Genomic DNA, 20,801 nt, shown 5'->3' on the forward strand with positions numbered 1-20,801 from the left:
TGATTAATTTATTATTTAGAGTACAACTCTACAATTAATTGTTCTTTGATGTTCTCAGGAATTTGAAGTCTTTCTGGAGCTTTTAAGAAAGTACCAGATTTTAAATCATCATTCCAAGTTAACCACTCGTATACATTGCTGTTAGAAGCTAATGCACTTTCGATTGCTACTAAAGATTTAGATTTTTCTCTTACAGCTACCACATCTCCTTCAACTAAAGAATAAGAAGGAATGTTTAAAATTTCTCCATTAACAGTAATATGTCTGTGAGAAACTAATTGACGTGCTGCACTACGAGAATTTGCGATTCCCATACGGAATACAACATTGTCTAAACGAGATTCACATAATTGAAGTAAGATCTCCCCTGTAATTCCTTTAGAACGTTGTGCTTTTTTAAACATATTAGAAAATTGACGCTCCAAAATACCATAAGAATATTTTGCTTTTTGTTTTTCTTCTAATTGAGTCGCATATTCAGATTTTTTTCCTCTTCTTTTTGCGTTTCCGTGTTGTCCTGGAGGATAATTTCTTTTTTCAAAGTTTTTATCATCTCCGAAAATTGCTTCACCAAATTTACGAGCAATTTTAGTTTTTGGTCCTGTATATCTTGCCATTTCTTAGTTATTAAGGTTGGGATTATGAATTAAGGCGTACTCCTTCGATAATCGGTTTCCAACCAAGTTAAAATATTAATTAATTTGAATTCTTTTTATGAAACAAGTTTCAAAGTAGAATTAAACTCTTCTTCTTTTTGGAGGGCGACATCCATTGTGTGGCATTGGAGTAACATCAATGATTTCTGATACTTCAATTCCGCTATTGTGTATTGTTCTAATCGCACTTTCTCTACCATTACCTGGTCCTTTAACATAAACCTTCACTTTTCTAAGTCCAGCTTCATGAGCTACTCTAGAACAGTCTTCTGCAGCAGTTTGAGCAGCGTATGGAGTATTCTTTTTAGAACCTCTAAACCCTTGCTTACCAGCAGACGACCAAGAAATAACGTCACCTTTTTTGTTTGTTAAAGAAATAATAATGTTATTAAAAGAAGCGGTGATATGTGCTTCACCAACTGATTCAACAATAACTTTACGCTTTTTTGTATTCGCTTTAGCCATAATATCTAGTTATTATTTAGTAGCTTTCTTTTTGTTAGCTACAGTTTTTCTTCTACCTTTTCTCGTTCTAGAGTTGTTTTTGGTTCTTTGTCCTCTTAACGGAAGACCAACTCTATGACGAATACCTCTGTAACATCCAATATCCATCAAACGTTTGATGTTTATTTGAATTTCAGAACGTAATTCACCTTCGATTGTGAAAGATCCAACTTGTTCTCTAATTGCTGCGATTTGATCATCAGACCAATCTTGAACCTTGATGCTTTCATCAACGTTTGCATTTGCTAAAATTTCTTTAGCTCTACTGTTTCCTACCCCAAAGATGTAAGTTAAAGCTATAACTCCTCTTTTGTTTTTTGGTATATCAATTCCTGCTATTCTTGCCATAACTATCCTTGTCTTTGTTTAAATCTAGGATTCTGTTTATTGATTACATATAATCTGCCTTTTCTACGCACAATCTTGCACTCGGCACTTCTCTTTTTTATTGAAGCTCTTACTTTCATCAGTACTTTGTTTTAATATCTATAAGTAATTCTTGCCTTAGTTAAATCATAAGGGCTCATTTCTAATTTTACCTTATCTCCTGGTAATAATTTAATATAATGCATACGCATTTTACCAGAGATATGCGCTGTCACAATATGTCCGTTCTCTAATTCGACACGAAACATAGCATTTGATAATGCTTCTGTAATAGTTCCGTCCTGTTGAATTGCTGATTGCTTAGCCATATTATTTGATCGCTTTTCTATTACTAGTTCCTGTTTTCATCAAACCGTCATAATGACTGTTTAACAAATACGAGTTAATTTGCTGAATGGTATCAATAGCCACACCAACCATAATGATTAGTGAAGTACCTCCATAAAACATAGCCCAACTTTGTTGAACACCAAACTGAACGATGATGGCTGGTAAGATTGATAAACCTGCTAAAAATAGAGAACCTGGGAAGGTAATTCTTGACAAAACAGAATCTAAATGATCTGCTGTATCAGAACCTGGTCTAATCCCTGGGATAAAACCACCACTTCTTTTTAATCCTTGTGCCATTTCATCGGTACGTACTGTAATGGCTGTGTAAAAATAGCTAAAAACTATAATTAATAAGGCAAACAATACATTATACCACAATCCATTCATGTCTTGAAGTTCACTTAAGGCTGGAAACTTTCTAGCCAAAGCTACTGGTAAGAACATAATTGCTTGTGCAAAGATAATTGGCATCACACCCGCTGCATTCAGTTTTAAAGGAATATAATCTCTTGATCCTCCTGCAACACTCTTAACATCACCAGCAACAGTTCTTCTTGCATATTGTACCGCAATTTTTCGGACTGCAGTGACCAAGAGAACTGATAATAAAATTACAACAAACCAAACAATGATTTCAATCAAGATCATCATGATTCCACCTCCACCAGCATTGGTAGTCTTAGAAACCAATTCTTGAACAAATGCAGTTGGAAAGTTAGCAATAATACCTACAGTAATTAATAATGATATTCCATTACCAACTCCTTTGTCTGTAATACGCTCACCTAACCACATTGCAAAAACAGTTCCTGCTGTTAGCAAGATCATTGATGAAAACCAAAAGGTTGCTCCACCTACTAAAAACGCTTCTTCAGGTAAACCGAATTGTGTTTTAATAGCAGTGATATACGTTGGTCCTTGAACCAAAGTAATCGCGATAGTTAACCATCTAGTAATCTGTGTAATTTTCTTTCTTCCACTTTCTCCATCTTTCTGTAGTTTCTGTAGATAAGGAACCGCAATTCCCATTAACTGAACCACAATCGATGCAGAAATATAAGGCATGATTCCTAGCGCCATAATTGATGCTCTAGAAAAAGCCCCTCCAGTAAATGCATTTAATAATCCTAAAAGACCGTCAGAAGTTTGACTTTTTAAAGCTGTTAATTGCAATGGATCAATTCCAGGTAATGGAACTTGAGCCATAAAGCGATATACAGCGATTAAACCTAATGTAAGAATTAGCTTATTTTTAAGCTCTTCTATTTTCCAAATGTCTCTTAAAGTATTTATTAACTTCATCATTTACCTAATCTTATAAAGTAACGGCTTCTCCACCAGCAGCTTCAATAGCAGCTTTTGCAGTAGCAGTAAATTTGTGAGCAGTAATATTTAATTTAGCTTTTAATTCGCCACGTCCTAGTATTTTAACTAGTTCAGTTTTGCTAACCACACGGTTTGCAATTAAAATCTCTAAATTTACTGTATCAGTAATTTTACCTTCGTCAACTAATGTTTGTAATTTGTCTAAATTAACACCTACATACTCTTTACGATTAATGTTGGTGAAACCAAATTTAGGCACACGTCTTTGAAGTGGCATTTGCCCTCCTTCAAATCCTATCTTTTTAGAATAACCTGAACGCGATTTTTGACCGTTATGACCTCTAGTGGCAGTACCACCTTTACCAGAACCTTCTCCTCTCGCGATTCTTTTTTCTTTTTTTACAGATCCCTCTGCTGGTTGTAAGTTATGTAAACTCATTTCTTATATGTCTTTATTTAATTTCTTCGAAAGAAACTAAGTGTTTAACTGTATTTACCATACCAATAATAGAAGGAGTTGCCTCATGCTCTACTACTTGGTTCATTTTACGTAAACCTAATGCTTCTAAAGTTCTTTTTTGACTTTGAAGGCGTCCGATTTTGCTTTTTACTTGTGTAACTCTAATTTTTGCCATCGTTTTAAGGTTTATCCGTTAAATACTTTTTCTAAAGAAATACCTCTCTGTTTTGCAATCATTACTGCACTACGCAATTGTAATAAAGCATCTAATGTTGCTTTTACCACATTGTGAGGGTTTGAAGATCCTTGTGATTTAGACAATACATCGTGAACTCCAACTGATTCTAATACCGCACGCACTGCACCACCGGCAATAACTCCAGTACCATGAGAAGCAGGTTTTAAAAACACCTTTGCTCCACCAAATTTACCTTTTTGTTCATGAGGTAAGGTTCCGTCTAAAAGAGGAATTCTTACTAAGTTTTTCTTTGCGTCTTCAATTGCTTTTGCAATAGCAGATGCAACATCTTTAGATTTTCCTAATCCATGTCCTACAACACCGTTTCCGTCTCCTACAACTACGATTGCAGAGAAACCAAATGCTCTACCTCCTTTTGTTACTTTCGTAACACGTTGTACTCCTACTAAACGATCTACAAGTTCTAATCCGCTAGGTTTAACTCTCTCTACGTTTTTATATTTTTGATACATACTCAACTTATTAAAATTTTAAACCAGCTTCTCTTGCAGCTTCTGCTAATACTTTTACTCTACCGTGGTATAAATACCCGTTTCTATCAAAAGCAACAGCTTCTATACCTGCTTTTGTAGCTTTCTCTGCAATTGCTTTTCCAACAGAAGCAGCTGCCTCTGTTTTTGAGCTTGAAGCAACTTCTTTATCTCTTGATGATGCAGCGGCTAATGTTACACCAGCAACGTCATCTACAATTTGAGCATATATTTCCTTGTTACTTCTATAAACAGACAATCTAGGTCTATTCGCAGTCCCAGAAACAATTTTTCTGATTCTGTTTTTAATTCTATGTCTTCTTTCAAGCTTTGATAATGCCATAATGCTATATATTATGCAGATTTACCTGCTTTTCTTCTTAATTTTTCTCCTACAAACTTAACTCCTTTACCTTTATAAGGCTCTGGTGCACGGAAAGAACGAATCTTAGCGGCAATATGACCAATTAATTGCTTGTCATATGAAGTTAATTTAATAATAGGGTTTTTACCTTTTTCAGATACGGTCTCAACCTTAACTTCTGGAGCTAATTCTAAAACAATATTGTGAGAAAAACCTAAGGCTAAGTCCAATTTCTGACCTTGACTTGAAGCTCTATAACCAACTCCTACTAGCTCTAATTCTTTAGTCCATCCTTTACTAACACCTTCAATCATATTAAATACTAATGATCTATATAATCCGTGGTGTGCTTTGTGTGGTTTACTATCAGATGGTCTGTTTAAAACAACAGCACCGTCTTCTATCTTAATCGTAATGTCTCCAGTAATTTCTTGAGTTAACTCTCCTAATTTACCTTTAACTGTTACTTCGTTACCATTGATGCTTACTTCAACACCAGCTGGTATACTTACGGGATTTTTTCCTATTCTACTCATCTTACTAAAATCTTTTTAATAAACGTAACATAGTACTTCCCCTCCAACATTATCTAAACGTGCTTGCTTGTTAGTCATCACACCTTTAGAAGTCGAAACGATTGCAATACCAAGACCATTCAATACTCTAGGCATCTCTGATGCACTAACGTATTTACGCAAACCTGGTGTACTGATTCGTTCTAATTTTCTAATTACAGACTCTTTTGTTTCCTTGTCATATTTTAAGGCAATTTTGATAGTTCCTTGTACAGAAGCATCATTAAATTGGTAGCTTAAAACATACCCTTGATCAAACAAAATTTTAGTCATTTCCTTCTTCAAGTTTGAAGCTGGAATTTCAACTACTCTGTGTCCTGCAGCAATTGCATTTCTCACACGAGTTAGGTAATCCGCGATTGGATCTGTATACATATTAATTAAATTGCGATTTCGGTTTTTAGCGACCTCTATTGATGCTACAGATTTCTCTGTGACCACTAAACCTTAAATCAGTTCATATTCATTTACTCAAAAAAATAGATCGGCAAAGATACACAATCTATTTTATTATTTAGCTTTATTGTTGGTTTTTACCAACTTGCCTTTTTTACTCCTGGTATTAAGCCTTGATTTGCCATTTCACGGAAAGTCACACGTGACAATCCGAAAGTACGCATATATCCTTTTGGTCTCCCTGTAAGTTTACATCTGTTGTGCATACGTACTGGAGAAGCATTTTTTGGCAACTTTTGCAATCCTTCGTAATCTCCAGCTTCTTTTAAAGCTTTACGTTTTTCTGCATATTTAGCTACTGTTTTTGCTCTTTTTACCTCACGGGCTTTCATTGATTCTTTAGCCATGTCTTAATTCTTTTTAAAGGGTAAACCTAATTCTGTTAACAATGATTTAGCTTCTTTATCTGTGTCTGCAGATGTTACAAATGTAATATCCATTCCACCAATTTTATTTACTTTATCAATGTTTATTTCTGGGAAAATGATTTGTTCAGTAATTCCTAAGTTGTAATTACCTCTTCCGTCAAACCCATTAGCTTTGATACCGTTAAAATCTCTAACACGTGGTAAAGATGCAGTTACCAATCTATCTAAGAATTCATACATTTTCTCACCGCGTAAAGTAACTTTAACACCAATTGGCATTCCCTTACGTAATTTAAAGTTTGCAACATCTTTTTTAGATATAGTCGTTACTGCTTTTTGACCTGTAATTGTTGTCAATTCCTCAACAGCATAGTCAATCAATTTCTTATCAGCTATAGCTGCACCAACACCTTTACTAACTACGATTTTTTGTAGTTTAGGCACTTGCATTACATTGCTATAACCAAATTCATCAGTAAGAGCACTAATTATTCTGCTCTTATATTCTGCTTTTAATCTTGGTATATAAGTCATAATTATATAGCTTTATCTGATTTTTTTGAAAATCTAACTTTATTTTCACCTTCTGTTCTGTATCCTACTCTTGTAGCCACTCCATTTTCAACAAGTGAAAGGTTAGACACATCGATAGAAGCTTCTTTCTTTACAATTCCTCCTTGAGGGCTTTGAGCACTTGGTTTAGTGTGTTTTGAAATCATATTCACACCTTCTACGATTGCTCTATTTTTCTCTTTTAGGATTTGCATTACTTTTCCTTCAGATCCTTTATGATCTCCAGCTATTACTTTAACAGTATCTCCTGTTTTAATTTTAAGCTTTTTCATCTTCTATCCGATTTTAAAGCACCTCTGGTGCTAATGATACAATTTTCATAAATTGCTTTTCGCGAAGTTCACGAGCAACCGGACCAAATACACGTGTTCCTCTCATCTCCTCTGTAGGATTTAAAAGTACACAAGCATTATCATCAAATCTAATATAAGATCCGTCTTTACGTCTTACTTCTTTTTTTGTACGAACAACAACTGCTCTAGATACTTGACCTTTTTTAACGGTACCGTTTGGAGTTGCAGTTTTAACAGTAACTACAATTTTATCTCCAACACTAGCGTAACGTCTTTTAGTCCCTCCTAAAACGCGAATTACTAAAACTTCCTTCGCACCTGTATTATCTGCTACTTTTAATCTTGATTCTGTCTGTAACATATTATTTAGCTCTTTCTAGGATTTCTACTAATCTCCAACGTTTAGATTTACTTAAAGGTCTTGTTTCCATGATCCTTACAGTATCTCCAACATTGCAATCGTTTGTCTCATCGTGTGCAACGTACTTCTTCGTTTTTAATACGAATTTCCCATACATTGGGTGCTTGGTTCTTTTTACCTCAGATACAACTATAGATTTCTCCATTTTGTTACTGGATACCACACCAATTCTCTCTTTTCTAAGATTTCTTTTTTCCATCTTTAAAACTGACTACAATTATTGTAAATCTCTTTTTGTTAACTCTGTAGCAATTCTTGCAACAGATTTTCTTAAGGCTCTTAATTGTATTGGATTTTCCAAAGGAGAAATCGCGTGAGCCATTTTCAAATCAGTATAGTTTTTTTTCAACGTATCAAGATTTTCCTGTAAATCCGCTGTTGATAATTCTTTAATTTCTGACTGTTTCATATTATTATCAATTAAGCGTTATCAAAATCTCGTGCAACAATAAACTTTGTTTTAACCGGTAATTTCTGTGCTGCTAAACGCAAAGCTTCTTTAGCTACGTGCATTGGTACTCCACCAACTTCAAACAACACTCTTCCTGGTTTAATAACAGCAACGAAATATTCTGGAGCTCCTTTACCTTTACCCATACGTACTTCTAATGGTTTTTTGGTAATAGGCTTGTCTGGAAAGATTTTAATCCATAACTGACCTTCTCTTTTCATATAACGAGTTGCCGCGATACGAGCTGCTTCTATTTGGCGAGACGTAAGTAAATCTTGATCTAGAGATTTAATTCCAAACATTCCGTTTGAAAGTTGATTCCCTCTACCAGAGATCCCCTTCATGTTCCCCTTCGCTTTCTGTACCTTACGGTATTTTACTCTTTTAGGCTGTAACATTTTTAATTTCTACTTTTAAAAATTATTTTCTTCTACGAGGTTGTTTCTTAGCGCCTGGTCCATTACCAGAAGATTGTTTCTTAGACAAACCTACTAATGGAGATAATTCACGCTTTCCGTATACCTCACCTTTCATAATCCATACTTTAACACCTATTCTTCCATAAGTTGTATGTGATTCTACAAGTGCATAATCAATATCTGCTCTAAAAGTAGAAAGAGGAATTCTACCTTCTTTATAGTGTTCAGAACGCGCCATTTCTGCTCCATTTAAACGACCTGAAACTTGTACCTTGATACCTTCAGCATTCATTCTCATAGTTGCAGCAATAGCCATCTTGACAGCACGCTTGTACGAAATTCTATTTTCTACTTGACGAGCAATACTAGAAGCAACTAATTTTGCATCTAATTCTGGACGTTTGATTTCGAAAATATTAATTTGTACTTCTTTACCGGTGATTTTCTTAAGTTCTTCTTTTAACTTGTCTACCTCTTGTCCACCTTTTCCGATAATAATACCAGGTCTAGCAGTAGTGATAGTAACGGTTACAAGTTTTAAAGTTCTCTCAATAATTACTCTCGATACACTTGCTTTAAATAATCTAGCATTTACATACTTTCTTATTTTATCATCTTCAGCAATTTTATCTCCGTAGTCATTTCCACCATACCAGTTAGATTCCCATCCTCTGATAATTCCTAAACGATTTCCTATTGGATTTGTTTTTTGTCCCATTTCTACTTCGATTATTTGCTTTCAATATTTTTACTCCCTAACTCTAAAGTAACGTGATTAGAACGCTTGCGAATTCTATGAGCACGCCCTTGTGGAGCTGGTCTTAATCTTTTTAACATACCTGCGCTATCAACACATATAGTTTTAACAAATAAGCCAGCCTCTTCAATACTTGCATCTTCATTTTTAGCTTGCCAGTTTGCAATTGCAGACAATAACAATTTCTCTAAATTGATAGAAGCTTCTTTTGAGCTGAACTTTAAAATTTGTAGTGCTTTTTCTACTTCAACACCTCTTACTAAATCCGCAACTAAGCGCATTTTTCTTGGTGATGTAGGACAGTTAGTAAGCTTTGCGAAAGCAACTTGCTTTCTAGCCTCTTTTAACTGTTTTGCCATGTTTTGTTTACGAACTCCCATTTCCTACTATTTTTTTCCTTTATTTTTTGTCCCACCGTGTCCTCTAAATGAACGTGTTGGTGAAAATTCGCCTAATTTATGACCTACCATGTTTTCTGTTACGTATACAGGTACAAATTGGCGTCCGTTATGAACAGCAATTGTTTGTCCAACGAAATCAGGAGTAATCATAGTTGCTCTTGACCAAGTTTTGATGACAGATTTACTATCTGTCGCTACGTTAGCTAACACTTTTTTCTCTAACTTGTGAAATACGTAAGGTCCTTTCTTTAATGAACGTGCCATATCTTATTATTTTTTTCTACGTTCTAAAATATACTTATTACTAGCCTTAGTCTTAGATCTTGTCTTGAATCCTTTAGCAGGTATTCCATTTCTTGATCTAGGGTGTCCTCCTGATGATTTTCCTTCACCACCACCCATTGGGTGATCGACAGGGTTCATCACTACTGGTCTAGTTCTTGGTCTTCTTCCTAACCATCTGCTTCTACCTGCTTTACCAGATACTAGCAATTGGTGATCTGAATTTGATACAACTCCTATGGTTGCCATACAAGTTAACAAGATTAATCTTGTTTCTCCAGAAGGTAATTTAACGGTTGCGTACTTTCCGTCTCTTGCCATTAACTGTGCAAAAGAACCTGCAGAACGCACCATTACAGCTCCTTGTCCTGGTCTTAACTCAATACAAGAAATAGTGGTTCCTAATGGAATCTCACTTAACAACATTGCGTTTCCAATCTCTGGGGCAACGTTTTCTCCTGATATAATTGTTTGACCTACTTGTAAACCGTTTTGTGCTATCACATAACGCTTTTCTCCATCAGTATAACTAAGCAAGGCAATAAATGCAGTACGATTTGGATCATACTCTATAGTTTTAACTGTTGCAGGGATACCTGTTTTATCTCTTTTGAAATCGATAATACGGTATTTTTGTTTATGACCACCTCCAATATTACGAGTTGTCATTCTACCCTGATTGTTTCGACCTCCAGATCTTTTTTTCGGAGCTAATAAACTTTTCTCCGGCTTGTCAGTAGTAATGGTGTCGAACCCGTTTACTACTCTAAAACGCTGACCTGGTGTTACTGGTTTTAATTTTCTAACTGACATCTGTCTTTTTTACTTAAAGATTGTTATAAAAATCAATCGTTTCTCCTTCTGCTAACTGAATAATCGCCTTTTTGTAAGCACCTTTCATTCCAGTAACCATACCTTTCTTAGTGAATTTGGTATTGCGTTGAACTGGATAATTCATAGTTCTTACAGAGGTAATTGCGACACCATAAGTTGCTTCTACAGCTCCTTTGATCTCTAATTTGTTAGCTCTTTTATCTACAACAAAAGTATAACGGTTATTCAACTCGCTATCTGTTGTTGCTTTTTCTGTAATAATAGGTTTTATTAAAATATTCATAGCTATTATTTGTTAAAGTTTGACTCAACTCCTTCTAAAGAACCTTCAGTGAATACGATTTTATTTGCATTCAAAATACCGTAAGTACTTAATTGTGAGCTATTTAAAACCTTAGAGCTTTTTAAATTTCGTGATGACAAATATACATTATTATTCGACTCAGCCAACACAAACAAAGATTTTTTGTTTTCTAACCCTAAAGCTTTCAATACATTGACAAAGTTTTTAGTTTTTACTGTATCGAAATCAAAGTTCTCTACAACTACTAAATTATTGTCTTTTGCTTGAACACTTAAGGCAGATTTACGTGCTAAACGCTTTAAGTTTTTATTTAATTTAAAAGAATAATCTTTAGGTCTTGGTCCGAACATACGTCCTCCACCTCTAAAAACACCAGACTTGATACTTCCCGCACGAGCAGTACCTGTTCCTTTTTGTTTTTTGATTTTTCTTGTACTTCCAGAAATCTCAGCTCTCTCTTTCGATTTGTGAGTTCCTTGTCTTTTGTTAGCCAAATGCTGCTTTACATCTAAGTAAATAGCGTGATTGTTTGGCTCTATTTCGAATACTTCGCTAGAAAGTTCAACTTTTCTACCAGTATCTTTTCCTGTGATATCTAAAACTGCTACCTTCATTATTTCTGAATAGTTACGTAAGCGTTCTTGTGTCCAGGAACTGCTCCTTTAACAACGATTAGGTTTTTATCTAAAACCACCTTTAACACTTTCAAGTTTTGAACTGTTACTGTGTCGGTTCCCATTCTACCTGCCATACGCATTCCTTTGAATACTCTTGCAGGATAAGAAGCCGCACCAATAGATCCTGGCGCTCTTAAACGATTGTGTTGTCCGTGTGTTGCTTGTCCAACTCCGGCAAAACCATGACGTTTTACTACTCCTTGAAAACCTTTACCTTTAGAAGTACCAGATACATCAACAAACTCTCCTTCTTCAAAGAGGTCCACTGTAACAGTATCTCCTAAATTAAAATCTTTTGTAAAATCTTGGAATTCCATGACTTTTCTTTTAGCAGTGGTCCCAGCTTTTTTGAAGTGACCGTCTAACGCTTTGTTAGAACTTTTTGCTTTTTTGTCATCGAAACCAAGTTGCAGCGCATTGTAGCCGTCAACCTCTTCGGTTCTGACTTGGGTAACTACGCAAGGACCTGCTTCGATTACTGTACAAGGAATGTTCTTCCCGTTTTCGTCGAATAAGCTGGTCATCCCAATCTTTCTTCCTATTAATCCAGACATTTTGTTTAGATTTTAGACGTTAGATATATTATCCATCGCGTCTATATTAATAATTAATTATTTGAAACTTCCGTTTCTGTAGTCCTTTTAGAAATTCGTTAAAAAAAAACAGAGTTAAACACGTTCAACTCTGAATATGTTTTTACCGTTTTTCCTTCGCGAAACCCTCCGGACATTTTTACCCTGAAATTATCAGAGTGTTTTTTTTGTTAGAGACCCTAAAACAAGTTTAGGATAAATACAACTAAATCCTTTCAACTTATTGCTAAGTTGAAAGGCTAGTTAAATTTACTTATACTTTGATTTCAACTTCAACACCGCTTGGCAACTCTAACTTCATTAAAGCATCAATAGTTTTTGAAGAAGAACTATAGATGTCTAACAAACGCTTGTAAGCAGACAATTGAAATTGCTCTCTAGATTTTTTGTTTACGTGTGGTGAACGCAATACAGTAAAAATCTTTTTATTTGTTGGTAAAGGAATTGGACCGTTTACTACAGCTCCAGTTGACTTTACAGTCTTTACGATTTTTTCAGCAGATTTATCCACCAAATTGTAATCGTAAGATTTTAATTTTATTCTAATTTTTTGACTCATCTTAATAGTGTATTAACCTTTAGCTTTTGCGATTACTTCTTCTGATACGTTAGAAGGTGTTTCTGCATAGTGAGAAAATTCCATAGTAGAAGTTGCTCTACCAGAAGACATAGTTCTCAAAGCAGTTACATATCCAAACATTTCAGATAATGGAACAATAGCTTTAATTACTTTAGCACCTGCACGATCACTCATGTCATTTACTTGACCTCTTCTTCTGTTTAAGTCTCCTACAATATCTCCCATGTTTTCTTCAGGAGTAAGAACTTCTAATTTCATCAATGGCTCCATGATTACAGCTCTTGCTTGTTTTGCAGCAGCCTTAAATCCTAATTTTGCAGCCAACTCAAAAGATAATTGATCAGAATCCACCGCGTGGAAAGATCCATCTTTTAAAGTAACTTTCATAGAATCCATTTCGTAACCTGCTAAAGGACCGTTCTTCATAGCTTCTTTAAATCCTTTTTCAATAGAAGGAACAAATTCTTTAGGAACGTTTCCACCTTTGATAATTGATTCAAATACCAATCCTTGTACGCCTTCATCTGCTGGCTCCATAGTAAATACGATATCGGCAAACTTACCACGACCCCCAGATTGTTTTTTATAAACTTCTCTGTGATCTGCTGATGCAGTCAATGCTTCTTTGTATTCTACTTGTGGTTGTCCTTGGTTAACCTCTACCTTGAATTCACGTTTTAAACGATCAACAATTACATCTAAGTGAAGCTCACCCATTCCAGAAATAATAGTTTGTCCAGAAGCTTCATCAGTTCTAACAGTAAATGTTGGATCTTCTTCAGCTAACTTTCCTAAACCTATTCCTAATTTATCAACATCCGCTTTGGTTTTTGGCTCAACAGCAATACCGATTACTGGATCTGGAAAATCCATAGACTCTAAAACGATAGGGTGCTTTTCATCAGAAAGTGTATCTCCTGTTTTGATAGATTTAAATCCAACAGCAGCTCCAATATCTCCAGCCTCAATATAATCAATAGCGTTTTGCTTGTTCGCGTGCATTTGATAAATACGAGAAATACGTTCTTTTTTACCTGAACGGTTATTTAACACGTAAGAACCTGCATCTAAACGACCAGAATACGCTCTAAAGAATGCCAAACGACCTACAAAAGGATCCGTTGCAATCTTAAATGCTAAAGCAGCAAAAGGCTCCTTTACATCTGGCTTACGCAATTCTTCTTTATCTGTATCTGGGTTAATACCAACAATTCCTTCTTTATCCATTGGAGAAGGTAAATAACGACAAACAGCATCTAATAAGAACTGAACACCTTTATTTTTAAATGCTGATCCACAGATCATAGGAATGATAGCCATATCCATTACAGCAGCTCTAAGTGCAGCATGCACTTCTTCTTCTGTAATAGAATCTTCATCTTCCATAAATTTTTCTAAAAGCTCTTCGTCATAACTTGCTACTTCCTCAATTAAAAGTGCACGATACTTACGAGCTTCTTCTTTCATATCCTCAGGAATTTCTACAACGTCGAAAGTTGCTCCTTGAGTTTCATCATGCCAAATAATAGCACGGTTTTTCACTAAATCAACAACACCTCTAAAGTCATCTTCATCACCAATGTTTAATACGATTGGCACTGCATTAGACTTTAACATGTCTTTTACCTGTTGGCAAACTGCTAAAAAGTCAGAACCTTGACGATCCATTTTATTAACAAATCCAATACGAGGCACTTTATAGTTATCAGCAAGTCTCCAGTTTGTTTCTGATTGTGGCTCAACACCATCAACAGCACTAAACAAGAAAACCAATCCATCAAGTACTCTTAATGAACGATTTACCTCTACTGTAAAATCAACGTGACCCGGAGTATCAATAATATTAAAGTGATATCCTTTAGTTTCTGGAGTTGGTTGAGCATTCTCCAAAGGAAATTGCCATGTACAAGTTGTAGCAGCAGAAGTAATTGTAATACCTCTTTCCTGCTCTTGCTCCATCCAGTCCATTGTTGCTGCACCATCATGAACCTCACCAATTTTATGTGAAACTCCTGTATAATACAAAACACGCTCTGTAGTCGTTGTCTTTCCAGCATCAATATGTGCTGCAATTCCTATATTTCTTGTGTATCTTAAATCTCTAGCCATTTCTTAGAATCTAAAGTGTGAGAATGCTTTATTAGCTTCTGCCATCTTATGAACATCAACTCTTTTCTTAACAGCAGCTCCTTCTTCTTTAGCAGCAGCTAATACTTCTGCAGCTAAACGTTGTGCCATTGTTTTTTCGTTTCTCTTACGTGTGTGTAAGATTAACCATTTGATAGCTAAAGAAACTTTTCTATCTGGTCTAATTTGCATTGGAATTTGGAAGGTTGCTCCTCCAACACGCTTTGATCTAACCTCAACGTGTGGCATAACATTTGACAATGCTTCTTTCCAAATTTCTAATGCTGATTTTTCTTCTTCTTCTCCTTTTTTCTGTTCTACGATCTCTAAAGCATCATAAAACACTTTGAAAGCTACAGATTTCTTACCATCCCACATTAAGTTGTTCACAAAACGTGTAACCAACTGGTCATTAAATTTTGGATCTGGTAAAAGAATCCTTTTTTTCGCTCTTCTTTTTCTCATGTCTTTACATTAAAAAAGTTAATAAATTACTTCTTTGGGCGTTTTGCACCATACTTTGATCTACGTTGAGTTCTTCCCTCAACTCCCGCTGTATCTAAAGCTCCACGTACTACGTGATACTTTACTCCTGGCAAATCTTTTACCCTTCCTCCTCTAACTAATACTATCGAGTGCTCTTGTAAATTATGTCCTTCTCCAGGGATGTAAGCATTTATCTCATTACCATTTGTTAAACGAACTCTCGCTACTTTACGCATCGCAGAGTTTGGTTTTTTTGGTGTAGTAGTATAAACACGTGTACATACCCCTCTTCTTTGAGGACATGATTTTAAAGCAGCCGATTTACTCTTCTTAGTTATTTTGGTTCTTCCTTTACGTACTAATTGTTGTATCGTTGGCATACTAAATTGTTAATAATTACGTTTGTATTTCTAATTTGTCTCTTTTTAAGAGTTTGCAAATGTACAACTATTTTCTAATTATTCAAATATCAGGCAGTTATTTTTTTGAATATGAGTTTTTTACTAAAGAGTTGAATTTTCGTCTTATTTTTGAATTTTAAAAAACAATTTTGAATAGAAAATTTACACCATATATATATATACTCCTTTTTTTTTACAATTTAACGAGTGTCATAGGGCAAAATAAAGCGCTATATCAATTGCATCTTCTAAGCAAAGACAGCATAGAGAATATTGAACTAAAAAAATTAAACTACCAAAAGAATTTCAAAAACAAAGATGCGCTAACATTCGAAATCCAGCGCGCACTTAATTACCTAAAAAAGGAAGGATATTACACCTTATTTATAGAGAGAATAAATAACGAAAATAAAAATAGTACTGCCTATTTAAATCTGGGTCAAAAAATCCTGACGGCTACAATACACATTCCTCAGAATGTTAAAAAAAACATCATTGGCTACCCCATCAAAAAAAACAAAATAGAACTCACTGCAAATGAGCTCCCTATTTTTTTAGAGAAACTAAATTCTAATTTAGAAAAACAAGGAAAGGGCTTCTCTAAATTTACCCTATCAAAAATCAACATCCAAAACAGCAGCTTAATCGCAACTCTAAATTTAGAAGAAGCAATCCAAAGGAATGCAGACAAAATTATTATTAAAGGTTTTCAGGATTTTCCAAAAAATTACACAAAACACTTTTTTAAGTCAGGTAAAAAAAACTTACTCAACAAAAAACTATTAGAAAGTATCTCTAGCAAAACAAACCAACTATCGTTTGTTTCTGAATTAAAGCCCCCTGAAATTTTGTTTAGCAAAGATTCTACATTTATATATGTGTATTTGCAAAAAAAGCTGAACAACAGTTTTGATGGTATGCTTAATTTTAACTCAAAAGAACAAGGTGGTGGAATTGAACTTAGCGGTTATGTAGATTTAAATCTAGTCAATGCTTTTAATTTTGGAGAAGAACTCAGAATCAATTGGAAAAACAATGGAAACGAAAAACAGACGCTAAAACTAGAAGCCACACTTCCCTATCTCTTTAACACATCGATTACAAGTCATATCGGATTTAATCTATACAAGAGTGATTCAACATTCCTAAACAACAACATTACAGTTGCATTGACATCGCCAATTGCAAACAACACACAACTTGGACTACAATTCCAATACGAAAGTTCAAAAGACCTGTTAAACAATGCCCCAGATTCAATTAGAGCCTATCAAAAATATTTTATAGGACCCCGTATTGATTTTATCTCTGGAAAACAAAACAACTGGAAGAGCTCACTACAACTATTAGTTGGATCAAAAAATGAACTCAACCAACAAACAAGCCAATACAAAATTAACATTAGCAGCAATCTCTTATTGGACTTAGCAAAAAGATTTGAACTTTATATAAACAACAGCTCTGGTTTATTAGTATCAAACAACATACTTCACAATGAAAACTATCGCCTTGGTGGAATAAATAATTTTAGGGGGTTTCGAGAAGAATCAATCTTTGCGACAAAATATTCATTTGTTAACACAGAAATAAGATACAGAACTCAAGAAAAATCATATATGTACACTTTACTAGATTTTGGAGTGTTTAACCAAGAAGAAAAAAGCAGTTTTTTGTATGCTTTAGGAATTGGGTACGCCTACTATATGAAAGACAATTCTATTGATCTTAACTACACTTACGGAATAAGCGGTAACCCGACAAACACAAGCCTTATAAATGTGAAATTTTTAACGAAATTCTAGATTCGTTAACATTATTATTAAGATTAGTTAACATTTTTTGGCAAATTAGTTGTGTAATTAACTTTTATTTATGATTTTTGGGCATAATTAATTCAAATAATTACACAATGAAAACAAAGTTTAATGGAATTTTAACGCTACTACTAGCGTTGGTCGTGCAAATATCGTTTGCACAAGAAAAAACTGTTTCAGGGACTGTATCTGATAAATCAGGAGCATTACCTACTGTAGGTATCCTTATTAAAGGAACCACTACAGGTACAGAAACAGACTTTGATGGTAAGTACTCAATTAAAGCTAAAACAGGAGATATCTTAGTTTTTAGTTTTATTGGTTTAAAAACTGTCGAAAGAAAAGTTGGAGCGTCTAACACTATTAATGTAACAATGGTAGAGGATGACAATGTACTTGATGAGGTTGTAGTGACTGCATTAGGTATTAAAAGAGAAAAACAAAGTTTAGGTTTTGCTCAACAATCTGTTGACACCAAAGACTTAGTGAGATCTCGTGAGCCGGACATTAGTACTGCATTAGCAGGAAAAGTAGCTGGTGTACAATTTCAAGGATCACCTTCTTCTGGTTTTGGAAACTCAACCATTCGTGTGAGAGGTAATACTGGAGTATCATTTGTTGTTGATGGAATCCGTGTTGGAGCATCTGTTGATGTAAGTACAGAAGACATTGAGAATATCTCAATCCTTAAAGGTGCTGCTGCAACTGCTTTATACGGGCCGACTGCTGGAAACGGTGTGGTAGTTATTACTACTAAATCTGCTAAATCTGGTCAAAGTTCAGTAGCTGTTAACTACAGTACTTCTTTTGATCAAATATATTTGTTACCTACTTACCAAAATGAATATGGTGGTGGTTACAACCAAGCAAGTAACAATCCTGATACTTTTAACACTTACAATGGTGAGCCAATTCCTGATTATTATGCTGATGAGTCTTGGGGACCAAAATTAGATGGAAGATTGGTAAGACATTGGGATTCTTGGATTCAAGGAGATCCAGAATACGGAAAATTGAGAGCTTGGAGCCCTCAACCAGATAACGTTAGAGAATTTTTCCAAACTGGAATCACTAACAACGTTTCTTTAACTTTTTCTAAAGGTGGAGAAGACTACAGTGTAAGATCTAACATTACAAACATTGATAGAGACTTAATTTACACAAATGCACAAAGAAAGCAAGTAAATGCATCTATTAATGCTTCTTATGACATTAACAAAAATTTAAAAGCATATGCTTTTGCTAACTTCCAAGACAGAAGAACAAGAAACTCTCCTGATAATGGATATAACACTAACATCTCTAACTTTAACCAATGGTGGCAACGTCAATTAGACATGGACCGTTTAAGAAGATATAGAAGAGATGGAAAAATCGTTTCTTGGAACATGAAAGGGCCTACTGATCCAAGTCCATTATACTGGGACTCTCCATTTTTTGAAGTTTATGAAAACGTAAACTTTCAAACAAAAAATGCCCTTTATGGAAAAGTTGGTTTAACTTTTACTGTTAATGATGACTTAAATGCATCTATTGAAGTTCGTAAGACAATGAACTCATATGAGTACAACAACAGAACTGCATTTGGAGGATTAAATCAAGAAGGATATTCTGAAAGTGAAAACATCAGCTCAACTGATGAAATCTTTGGGGTAATTAACTATGACAAAGACATCACTGAAGATATCGATGTAAATGCATCTGTTGGTTTTGAAACTAACGATTACAACTACAAAAGCCTTAATGGTAGTTCTGTAGGTGGTTTAACTACTTTAGATTTTTACAGCTTAGCTACTTCTAAAGATAGACCAAATGTTTCTAGCTCTAGATCAAGAAGCAAAAGAAACTCTGTATTTGCAAGAGCATCTTTCGGATACAAAAACATCTTATTTGTTGACGGTACTGCTAGATATGACTGGCAATCAACTGCTAATCCAGCAGACAACAGAGTAGATACTTATGGAGCTTCTACTAGTTTCATTTTCAGTAAATTATTACCACAAAACAACATCTTATCTTTTGGTAAGTTAAGAGCAAGTTTTGCTGAAGCACCTTCTTTCCCTGGTACGTATGCTAACAACATTACTTATGGTAATGGAACTGCTTATGGATCTTATGGAGCACAAACAATTAGCGGCACATATCCAAACCCATTATTAATTGGAGGTAAAAAATCTGAATGGGAAATTGGAACTGAAATGAAGTTTTTCGGAAGTAGAGTTGGATTAGACATAACTTATTTTGAAAAAACTAACAAAGAATTACCTAGTAGTGTTACTTTAGATGGTTCAACTGGATATACTAGCACTGTTAGTAATGACGGTCAAGACTCTTATAAAGGTTTAGAATATACTTTATTTGCTAATCCAATCAAAACAGAATTAATTGACTGGAGCTTTAACGTTAACTTTGCAACATTAAACCGTTGGACTGATAAGATTGCAGATGGTATTACAAGAAACACTATTGGTGGAACTTGGGGTATGACAGTATTGGCTGAAACTGGTCAAGAATATGGAGCAATTTATGGTAGAAAATACCGTAGAGATGCAGATAATAACATCTTATTAAACTCTCTTGGTGCACCATTGTATGATACCAACCAATATTTAGGTAACTTCTTACCTGATTTCACAGGGGGTATGTCTAACAATGTTAGAATTGGAAATTTCAATGTAGGATTTGATATCGATTTCCAATCAGGAGGAAAAATCTATTCAGTATCTAGAATGTTTGGAGCATACTCTGGTGTGTTAGACATTACTACTACTGATAACAAACTAGGTAACCCACAAAGAAATGTTCTTACAAGAGCTGATGGAGCTGCAGTAAGTAACTATCGTGTAAATGCTGATGATGCTGGTGCTGATTCAGGAGGTGTTTTCGTAGAAGGAGTTAGCTCTACAACAGGTCTACCTATCGCTTACTATGTAAACCCTTACCGTTACTACAAAAGTTTATATGCTTTAACTGAAGCTTGGCTTTTTGACAATAGTTATGTAAAATTAAGAACTTTACGTGTAGACTATAACCTACCTAAGAGTATTTTGAAAAAGACTCCTTTTAAGGATGTTAATATCGGAGTATATGGTAACAATGTATGGATGATTTATACATCAGTACCTAATACAGATGTTTCTGAGATCTCAAGCGGATATGCTGAGTCAGGTCAAAACCCGAATGTTAGAACTTTTGGTCTAAATGTCAAATTAACATTTTAATTAAAAAAT

At 34.8% G+C, this 20,801-nt stretch carries 32 protein-coding genes; 2 read left to right on the forward strand and 30 right to left on the reverse strand.

What is annotated here, in order from left to right:
* Positions 1 to 11: 11 nt before the first annotated feature.
* The 30 genes from rpsD to rpsL all read right to left on the reverse strand — a co-directional run bounded on the left by rpsD (position 12) and on the right by rpsL (position 15,736).
* Positions 12 to 617, reverse strand: coding sequence for a 30S ribosomal protein S4 (gene rpsD, locus WHC90_RS05395; RefSeq protein ID WP_188597466.1), 606 nt, complete (start codon positions 615 to 617; stop codon positions 12 to 14).
* Between the two features lie 120 nt (positions 618 to 737).
* A complete protein-coding gene (gene rpsK / locus WHC90_RS05400; protein ID WP_188597467.1) occupies positions 738 to 1,121 on the reverse strand; it encodes a 30S ribosomal protein S11 in 384 nt (127 codons plus the stop codon).
* 12 nt (positions 1,122 to 1,133) lie between these two features.
* Entirely contained in the window at positions 1,134 to 1,508 is a 375-nt protein-coding gene (gene rpsM / locus WHC90_RS05405) for a 30S ribosomal protein S13 (protein ID WP_188597468.1), read from the reverse strand.
* Positions 1,509 to 1,510: 2 nt separating this feature from the next.
* On the reverse strand, positions 1,511 to 1,627 hold the full coding sequence (ykgO, locus tag WHC90_RS05410) for a type B 50S ribosomal protein L36 (RefSeq protein WP_188597469.1): 117 nt from the start codon (positions 1,625 to 1,627) through the stop codon (positions 1,511 to 1,513).
* Between the two features lie 12 nt (positions 1,628 to 1,639).
* Complete coding sequence (infA, locus tag WHC90_RS05415; protein ID WP_015482241.1) at positions 1,640 to 1,855, reverse strand: translation initiation factor IF-1; 216 nt, start codon at positions 1,853 to 1,855, stop codon at positions 1,640 to 1,642.
* A gap of 1 nt (position 1,856) precedes the next feature.
* Positions 1,857 to 3,182 carry a preprotein translocase subunit SecY gene (gene secY, locus WHC90_RS05420; protein WP_188598566.1) on the reverse strand — a complete coding sequence of 442 codons (1,326 nt, stop codon included), beginning with the start codon at positions 3,180 to 3,182 and terminating at the stop codon, positions 1,857 to 1,859.
* Between the two features lie 13 nt (positions 3,183 to 3,195).
* Complete coding sequence (gene rplO, locus WHC90_RS05425) at positions 3,196 to 3,645, reverse strand: 50S ribosomal protein L15 (protein WP_188597470.1); 450 nt, start codon at positions 3,643 to 3,645, stop codon at positions 3,196 to 3,198.
* 13 nt (positions 3,646 to 3,658) lie between these two features.
* Entirely contained in the window at positions 3,659 to 3,841 is a 183-nt protein-coding gene (gene rpmD, locus WHC90_RS05430) for a 50S ribosomal protein L30 (RefSeq protein WP_188597471.1), read from the reverse strand.
* A gap of 11 nt (positions 3,842 to 3,852) precedes the next feature.
* Entirely contained in the window at positions 3,853 to 4,377 is a 525-nt protein-coding gene (rpsE, locus tag WHC90_RS05435) for a 30S ribosomal protein S5 (protein ID WP_188597472.1), read from the reverse strand.
* Between the two features lie 10 nt (positions 4,378 to 4,387).
* Positions 4,388 to 4,738: a 50S ribosomal protein L18 gene (gene rplR / locus WHC90_RS05440; protein ID WP_188597473.1), complete on the reverse strand. Its 351-nt coding sequence runs from the start codon at positions 4,736 to 4,738 to the stop codon at positions 4,388 to 4,390.
* 11 nt (positions 4,739 to 4,749) lie between these two features.
* Positions 4,750 to 5,295: a 50S ribosomal protein L6 gene (gene rplF / locus WHC90_RS05445; protein WP_188597474.1), complete on the reverse strand. Its 546-nt coding sequence runs from the start codon at positions 5,293 to 5,295 to the stop codon at positions 4,750 to 4,752.
* A gap of 15 nt (positions 5,296 to 5,310) precedes the next feature.
* Positions 5,311 to 5,709, reverse strand: coding sequence for a 30S ribosomal protein S8 (gene rpsH, locus WHC90_RS05450; protein ID WP_188597475.1), 399 nt, complete (start codon positions 5,707 to 5,709; stop codon positions 5,311 to 5,313).
* A 158-nt stretch (positions 5,710 to 5,867) separates the two neighbouring features.
* Positions 5,868 to 6,137 (reverse strand): 30S ribosomal protein S14, encoded by a 270-nt coding sequence (rpsN, locus tag WHC90_RS05455; RefSeq protein ID WP_188597476.1) that lies wholly within the window; start codon positions 6,135 to 6,137, stop codon positions 5,868 to 5,870.
* 3 nt (positions 6,138 to 6,140) lie between these two features.
* The gene (rplE, locus tag WHC90_RS05460; RefSeq protein ID WP_188597477.1) at positions 6,141 to 6,692 is read right to left on the reverse strand and encodes a 50S ribosomal protein L5; all 552 of its coding nucleotides are present in this window, start codon (positions 6,690 to 6,692) and stop codon (positions 6,141 to 6,143) included.
* A 2-nt stretch (positions 6,693 to 6,694) separates the two neighbouring features.
* On the reverse strand, positions 6,695 to 7,003 hold the full coding sequence (gene rplX, locus WHC90_RS05465) for a 50S ribosomal protein L24 (protein WP_188597478.1): 309 nt from the start codon (positions 7,001 to 7,003) through the stop codon (positions 6,695 to 6,697).
* A 13-nt stretch (positions 7,004 to 7,016) separates the two neighbouring features.
* Positions 7,017 to 7,385: a 50S ribosomal protein L14 gene (gene rplN, locus WHC90_RS05470; protein WP_188597479.1), complete on the reverse strand. Its 369-nt coding sequence runs from the start codon at positions 7,383 to 7,385 to the stop codon at positions 7,017 to 7,019.
* A gap of 1 nt (position 7,386) precedes the next feature.
* The gene (rpsQ, locus tag WHC90_RS05475; RefSeq protein ID WP_188597480.1) at positions 7,387 to 7,644 is read right to left on the reverse strand and encodes a 30S ribosomal protein S17; all 258 of its coding nucleotides are present in this window, start codon (positions 7,642 to 7,644) and stop codon (positions 7,387 to 7,389) included.
* Positions 7,645 to 7,662: 18 nt separating this feature from the next.
* Complete coding sequence (gene rpmC, locus WHC90_RS05480) at positions 7,663 to 7,854, reverse strand: 50S ribosomal protein L29 (protein WP_188597481.1); 192 nt, start codon at positions 7,852 to 7,854, stop codon at positions 7,663 to 7,665.
* Between the two features lie 11 nt (positions 7,855 to 7,865).
* Positions 7,866 to 8,294, reverse strand: coding sequence for a 50S ribosomal protein L16 (gene rplP, locus WHC90_RS05485; RefSeq protein ID WP_188597482.1), 429 nt, complete (start codon positions 8,292 to 8,294; stop codon positions 7,866 to 7,868).
* A gap of 22 nt (positions 8,295 to 8,316) precedes the next feature.
* Positions 8,317 to 9,033, reverse strand: coding sequence for a 30S ribosomal protein S3 (rpsC, locus tag WHC90_RS05490; protein ID WP_188597483.1), 717 nt, complete (start codon positions 9,031 to 9,033; stop codon positions 8,317 to 8,319).
* An 11-nt stretch (positions 9,034 to 9,044) separates the two neighbouring features.
* On the reverse strand, positions 9,045 to 9,452 hold the full coding sequence (rplV, locus tag WHC90_RS05495) for a 50S ribosomal protein L22 (protein WP_188597484.1): 408 nt from the start codon (positions 9,450 to 9,452) through the stop codon (positions 9,045 to 9,047).
* Positions 9,453 to 9,458: 6 nt separating this feature from the next.
* On the reverse strand, positions 9,459 to 9,737 hold the full coding sequence (rpsS, locus tag WHC90_RS05500) for a 30S ribosomal protein S19 (RefSeq protein WP_188597485.1): 279 nt from the start codon (positions 9,735 to 9,737) through the stop codon (positions 9,459 to 9,461).
* Positions 9,738 to 9,743: 6 nt separating this feature from the next.
* Entirely contained in the window at positions 9,744 to 10,568 is an 825-nt protein-coding gene (rplB, locus tag WHC90_RS05505; protein WP_188597486.1) for a 50S ribosomal protein L2, read from the reverse strand.
* Between the two features lie 13 nt (positions 10,569 to 10,581).
* Positions 10,582 to 10,872, reverse strand: a complete 291-nt coding sequence (gene rplW, locus WHC90_RS05510) for a 50S ribosomal protein L23 (RefSeq protein ID WP_188597487.1) — start codon at positions 10,870 to 10,872, stop codon at positions 10,582 to 10,584.
* Positions 10,873 to 10,877: 5 nt separating this feature from the next.
* On the reverse strand, positions 10,878 to 11,507 hold the full coding sequence (rplD, locus tag WHC90_RS05515) for a 50S ribosomal protein L4 (RefSeq protein WP_188597488.1): 630 nt from the start codon (positions 11,505 to 11,507) through the stop codon (positions 10,878 to 10,880).
* Entirely contained in the window at positions 11,507 to 12,124 is a 618-nt protein-coding gene (gene rplC / locus WHC90_RS05520; protein WP_188597489.1) for a 50S ribosomal protein L3, read from the reverse strand. Before rplC ends, rplD begins: the two co-directional genes overlap by 1 nt.
* 292 nt (positions 12,125 to 12,416) lie before the next feature.
* Entirely contained in the window at positions 12,417 to 12,722 is a 306-nt protein-coding gene (rpsJ, locus tag WHC90_RS05525) for a 30S ribosomal protein S10 (protein WP_024740605.1), read from the reverse strand.
* 12 nt (positions 12,723 to 12,734) lie between these two features.
* Positions 12,735 to 14,852 carry an elongation factor G gene (fusA, locus tag WHC90_RS05530; protein ID WP_188597490.1) on the reverse strand — a complete coding sequence of 706 codons (2,118 nt, stop codon included), beginning with the start codon at positions 14,850 to 14,852 and terminating at the stop codon, positions 12,735 to 12,737.
* Positions 14,853 to 14,855: 3 nt separating this feature from the next.
* Positions 14,856 to 15,335 (reverse strand): 30S ribosomal protein S7, encoded by a 480-nt coding sequence (gene rpsG, locus WHC90_RS05535; RefSeq protein ID WP_188597491.1) that lies wholly within the window; start codon positions 15,333 to 15,335, stop codon positions 14,856 to 14,858.
* A gap of 26 nt (positions 15,336 to 15,361) precedes the next feature.
* Positions 15,362 to 15,736, reverse strand: coding sequence for a 30S ribosomal protein S12 (gene rpsL / locus WHC90_RS05540; protein ID WP_188597492.1), 375 nt, complete (start codon positions 15,734 to 15,736; stop codon positions 15,362 to 15,364).
* Between the two features lie 170 nt (positions 15,737 to 15,906).
* Between rpsL and WHC90_RS05545 the strand changes: the two genes are divergently transcribed.
* Positions 15,907 to 17,559: a hypothetical protein gene (locus WHC90_RS05545; RefSeq protein ID WP_229664868.1), complete on the forward strand. Its 1,653-nt coding sequence runs from the start codon at positions 15,907 to 15,909 to the stop codon at positions 17,557 to 17,559.
* A 107-nt stretch (positions 17,560 to 17,666) separates the two neighbouring features.
* Positions 17,667 to 20,792, forward strand: a complete 3,126-nt coding sequence (locus tag WHC90_RS05550) for a SusC/RagA family TonB-linked outer membrane protein (protein WP_188597494.1) — start codon at positions 17,667 to 17,669, stop codon at positions 20,790 to 20,792.
* The last annotated feature ends 9 nt before the right edge of the window (positions 20,793 to 20,801 follow it).

It is taken from the genome of Polaribacter pacificus, from assembly GCF_038024035.1.
In the GTDB taxonomy this organism is placed as follows: domain Bacteria; phylum Bacteroidota; class Bacteroidia; order Flavobacteriales; family Flavobacteriaceae; genus Polaribacter; species Polaribacter pacificus.

Excerpts from the sequence above, each read along its gene's own strand:
- rplV (WP_188597484.1), bottom strand. The coding sequence starts at position 9,452 with ATGGGAGTTCGTAAACAAAACATGGCAAAACAGTTAAAAGAGGCTAGA.
- rpsN (WP_188597476.1), bottom strand. The coding sequence starts at position 6,137 with ATGGCTAAAGAATCAATGAAAGCCCGTGAGGTAAAAAGAGCAAAAACA.
- fusA (WP_188597490.1), bottom strand. The coding sequence starts at position 14,852 with ATGGCTAGAGATTTAAGATACACAAGAAATATAGGAATTGCAGCACAT.
- rplX (WP_188597478.1), bottom strand. The coding sequence starts at position 7,003 with ATGAAAAAGCTTAAAATTAAAACAGGAGATACTGTTAAAGTAATAGCT.
- rpsG (WP_188597491.1), bottom strand. The coding sequence starts at position 15,335 with ATGAGAAAAAGAAGAGCGAAAAAAAGGATTCTTTTACCAGATCCAAAA.
- rplE (WP_188597477.1), bottom strand. The coding sequence starts at position 6,692 with ATGACTTATATACCAAGATTAAAAGCAGAATATAAGAGCAGAATAATT.
- rplO (WP_188597470.1), bottom strand. The coding sequence starts at position 3,645 with ATGAGTTTACATAACTTACAACCAGCAGAGGGATCTGTAAAAAAAGAA.
- rpsQ (WP_188597480.1), bottom strand. The coding sequence starts at position 7,644 with ATGGAAAAAAGAAATCTTAGAAAAGAGAGAATTGGTGTGGTATCCAGT.
- rplR (WP_188597473.1), bottom strand. The coding sequence starts at position 4,738 with ATGGCATTATCAAAGCTTGAAAGAAGACATAGAATTAAAAACAGAATC.
- rpsS (WP_188597485.1), bottom strand. The coding sequence starts at position 9,737 with ATGGCACGTTCATTAAAGAAAGGACCTTACGTATTTCACAAGTTAGAG.
- rpsH (WP_188597475.1), bottom strand. The coding sequence starts at position 5,709 with ATGTATACAGATCCAATCGCGGATTACCTAACTCGTGTGAGAAATGCA.
- rpsE (WP_188597472.1), bottom strand. The coding sequence starts at position 4,377 with ATGTATCAAAAATATAAAAACGTAGAGAGAGTTAAACCTAGCGGATTA.
- ykgO (WP_188597469.1), bottom strand. The coding sequence starts at position 1,627 with ATGAAAGTAAGAGCTTCAATAAAAAAGAGAAGTGCCGAGTGCAAGATT.
- WHC90_RS05550 (WP_188597494.1), top strand. The coding sequence starts at position 17,667 with ATGAAAACAAAGTTTAATGGAATTTTAACGCTACTACTAGCGTTGGTC.
- rplN (WP_188597479.1), bottom strand. The coding sequence starts at position 7,385 with ATGTTACAGACAGAATCAAGATTAAAAGTAGCAGATAATACAGGTGCG.
- rplD (WP_188597488.1), bottom strand. The coding sequence starts at position 11,507 with ATGAAGGTAGCAGTTTTAGATATCACAGGAAAAGATACTGGTAGAAAA.
- rpmC (WP_188597481.1), bottom strand. The coding sequence starts at position 7,854 with ATGAAACAGTCAGAAATTAAAGAATTATCAACAGCGGATTTACAGGAA.
- rplF (WP_188597474.1), bottom strand. The coding sequence starts at position 5,295 with ATGAGTAGAATAGGAAAAAATCCCGTAAGTATACCAGCTGGTGTTGAA.
- secY (WP_188598566.1), bottom strand. The coding sequence starts at position 3,182 with ATGAAGTTAATAAATACTTTAAGAGACATTTGGAAAATAGAAGAGCTT.
- rpsL (WP_188597492.1), bottom strand. The coding sequence starts at position 15,736 with ATGCCAACGATACAACAATTAGTACGTAAAGGAAGAACCAAAATAACT.
- rpsK (WP_188597467.1), bottom strand. The coding sequence starts at position 1,121 with ATGGCTAAAGCGAATACAAAAAAGCGTAAAGTTATTGTTGAATCAGTT.
- infA (WP_015482241.1), bottom strand. The coding sequence starts at position 1,855 with ATGGCTAAGCAATCAGCAATTCAACAGGACGGAACTATTACAGAAGCA.
- rpmD (WP_188597471.1), bottom strand. The coding sequence starts at position 3,841 with ATGGCAAAAATTAGAGTTACACAAGTAAAAAGCAAAATCGGACGCCTT.
- rplW (WP_188597487.1), bottom strand. The coding sequence starts at position 10,872 with ATGAATATTTTAATAAAACCTATTATTACAGAAAAAGCAACAACAGAT.
- rpsM (WP_188597468.1), bottom strand. The coding sequence starts at position 1,508 with ATGGCAAGAATAGCAGGAATTGATATACCAAAAAACAAAAGAGGAGTT.
- rpsC (WP_188597483.1), bottom strand. The coding sequence starts at position 9,033 with ATGGGACAAAAAACAAATCCAATAGGAAATCGTTTAGGAATTATCAGA.
- rplP (WP_188597482.1), bottom strand. The coding sequence starts at position 8,294 with ATGTTACAGCCTAAAAGAGTAAAATACCGTAAGGTACAGAAAGCGAAG.
- rpsJ (WP_024740605.1), bottom strand. The coding sequence starts at position 12,722 with ATGAGTCAAAAAATTAGAATAAAATTAAAATCTTACGATTACAATTTG.
- rpsD (WP_188597466.1), bottom strand. The coding sequence starts at position 617 with ATGGCAAGATATACAGGACCAAAAACTAAAATTGCTCGTAAATTTGGT.
- rplB (WP_188597486.1), bottom strand. The coding sequence starts at position 10,568 with ATGTCAGTTAGAAAATTAAAACCAGTAACACCAGGTCAGCGTTTTAGA.
- rplC (WP_188597489.1), bottom strand. The coding sequence starts at position 12,124 with ATGTCTGGATTAATAGGAAGAAAGATTGGGATGACCAGCTTATTCGAC.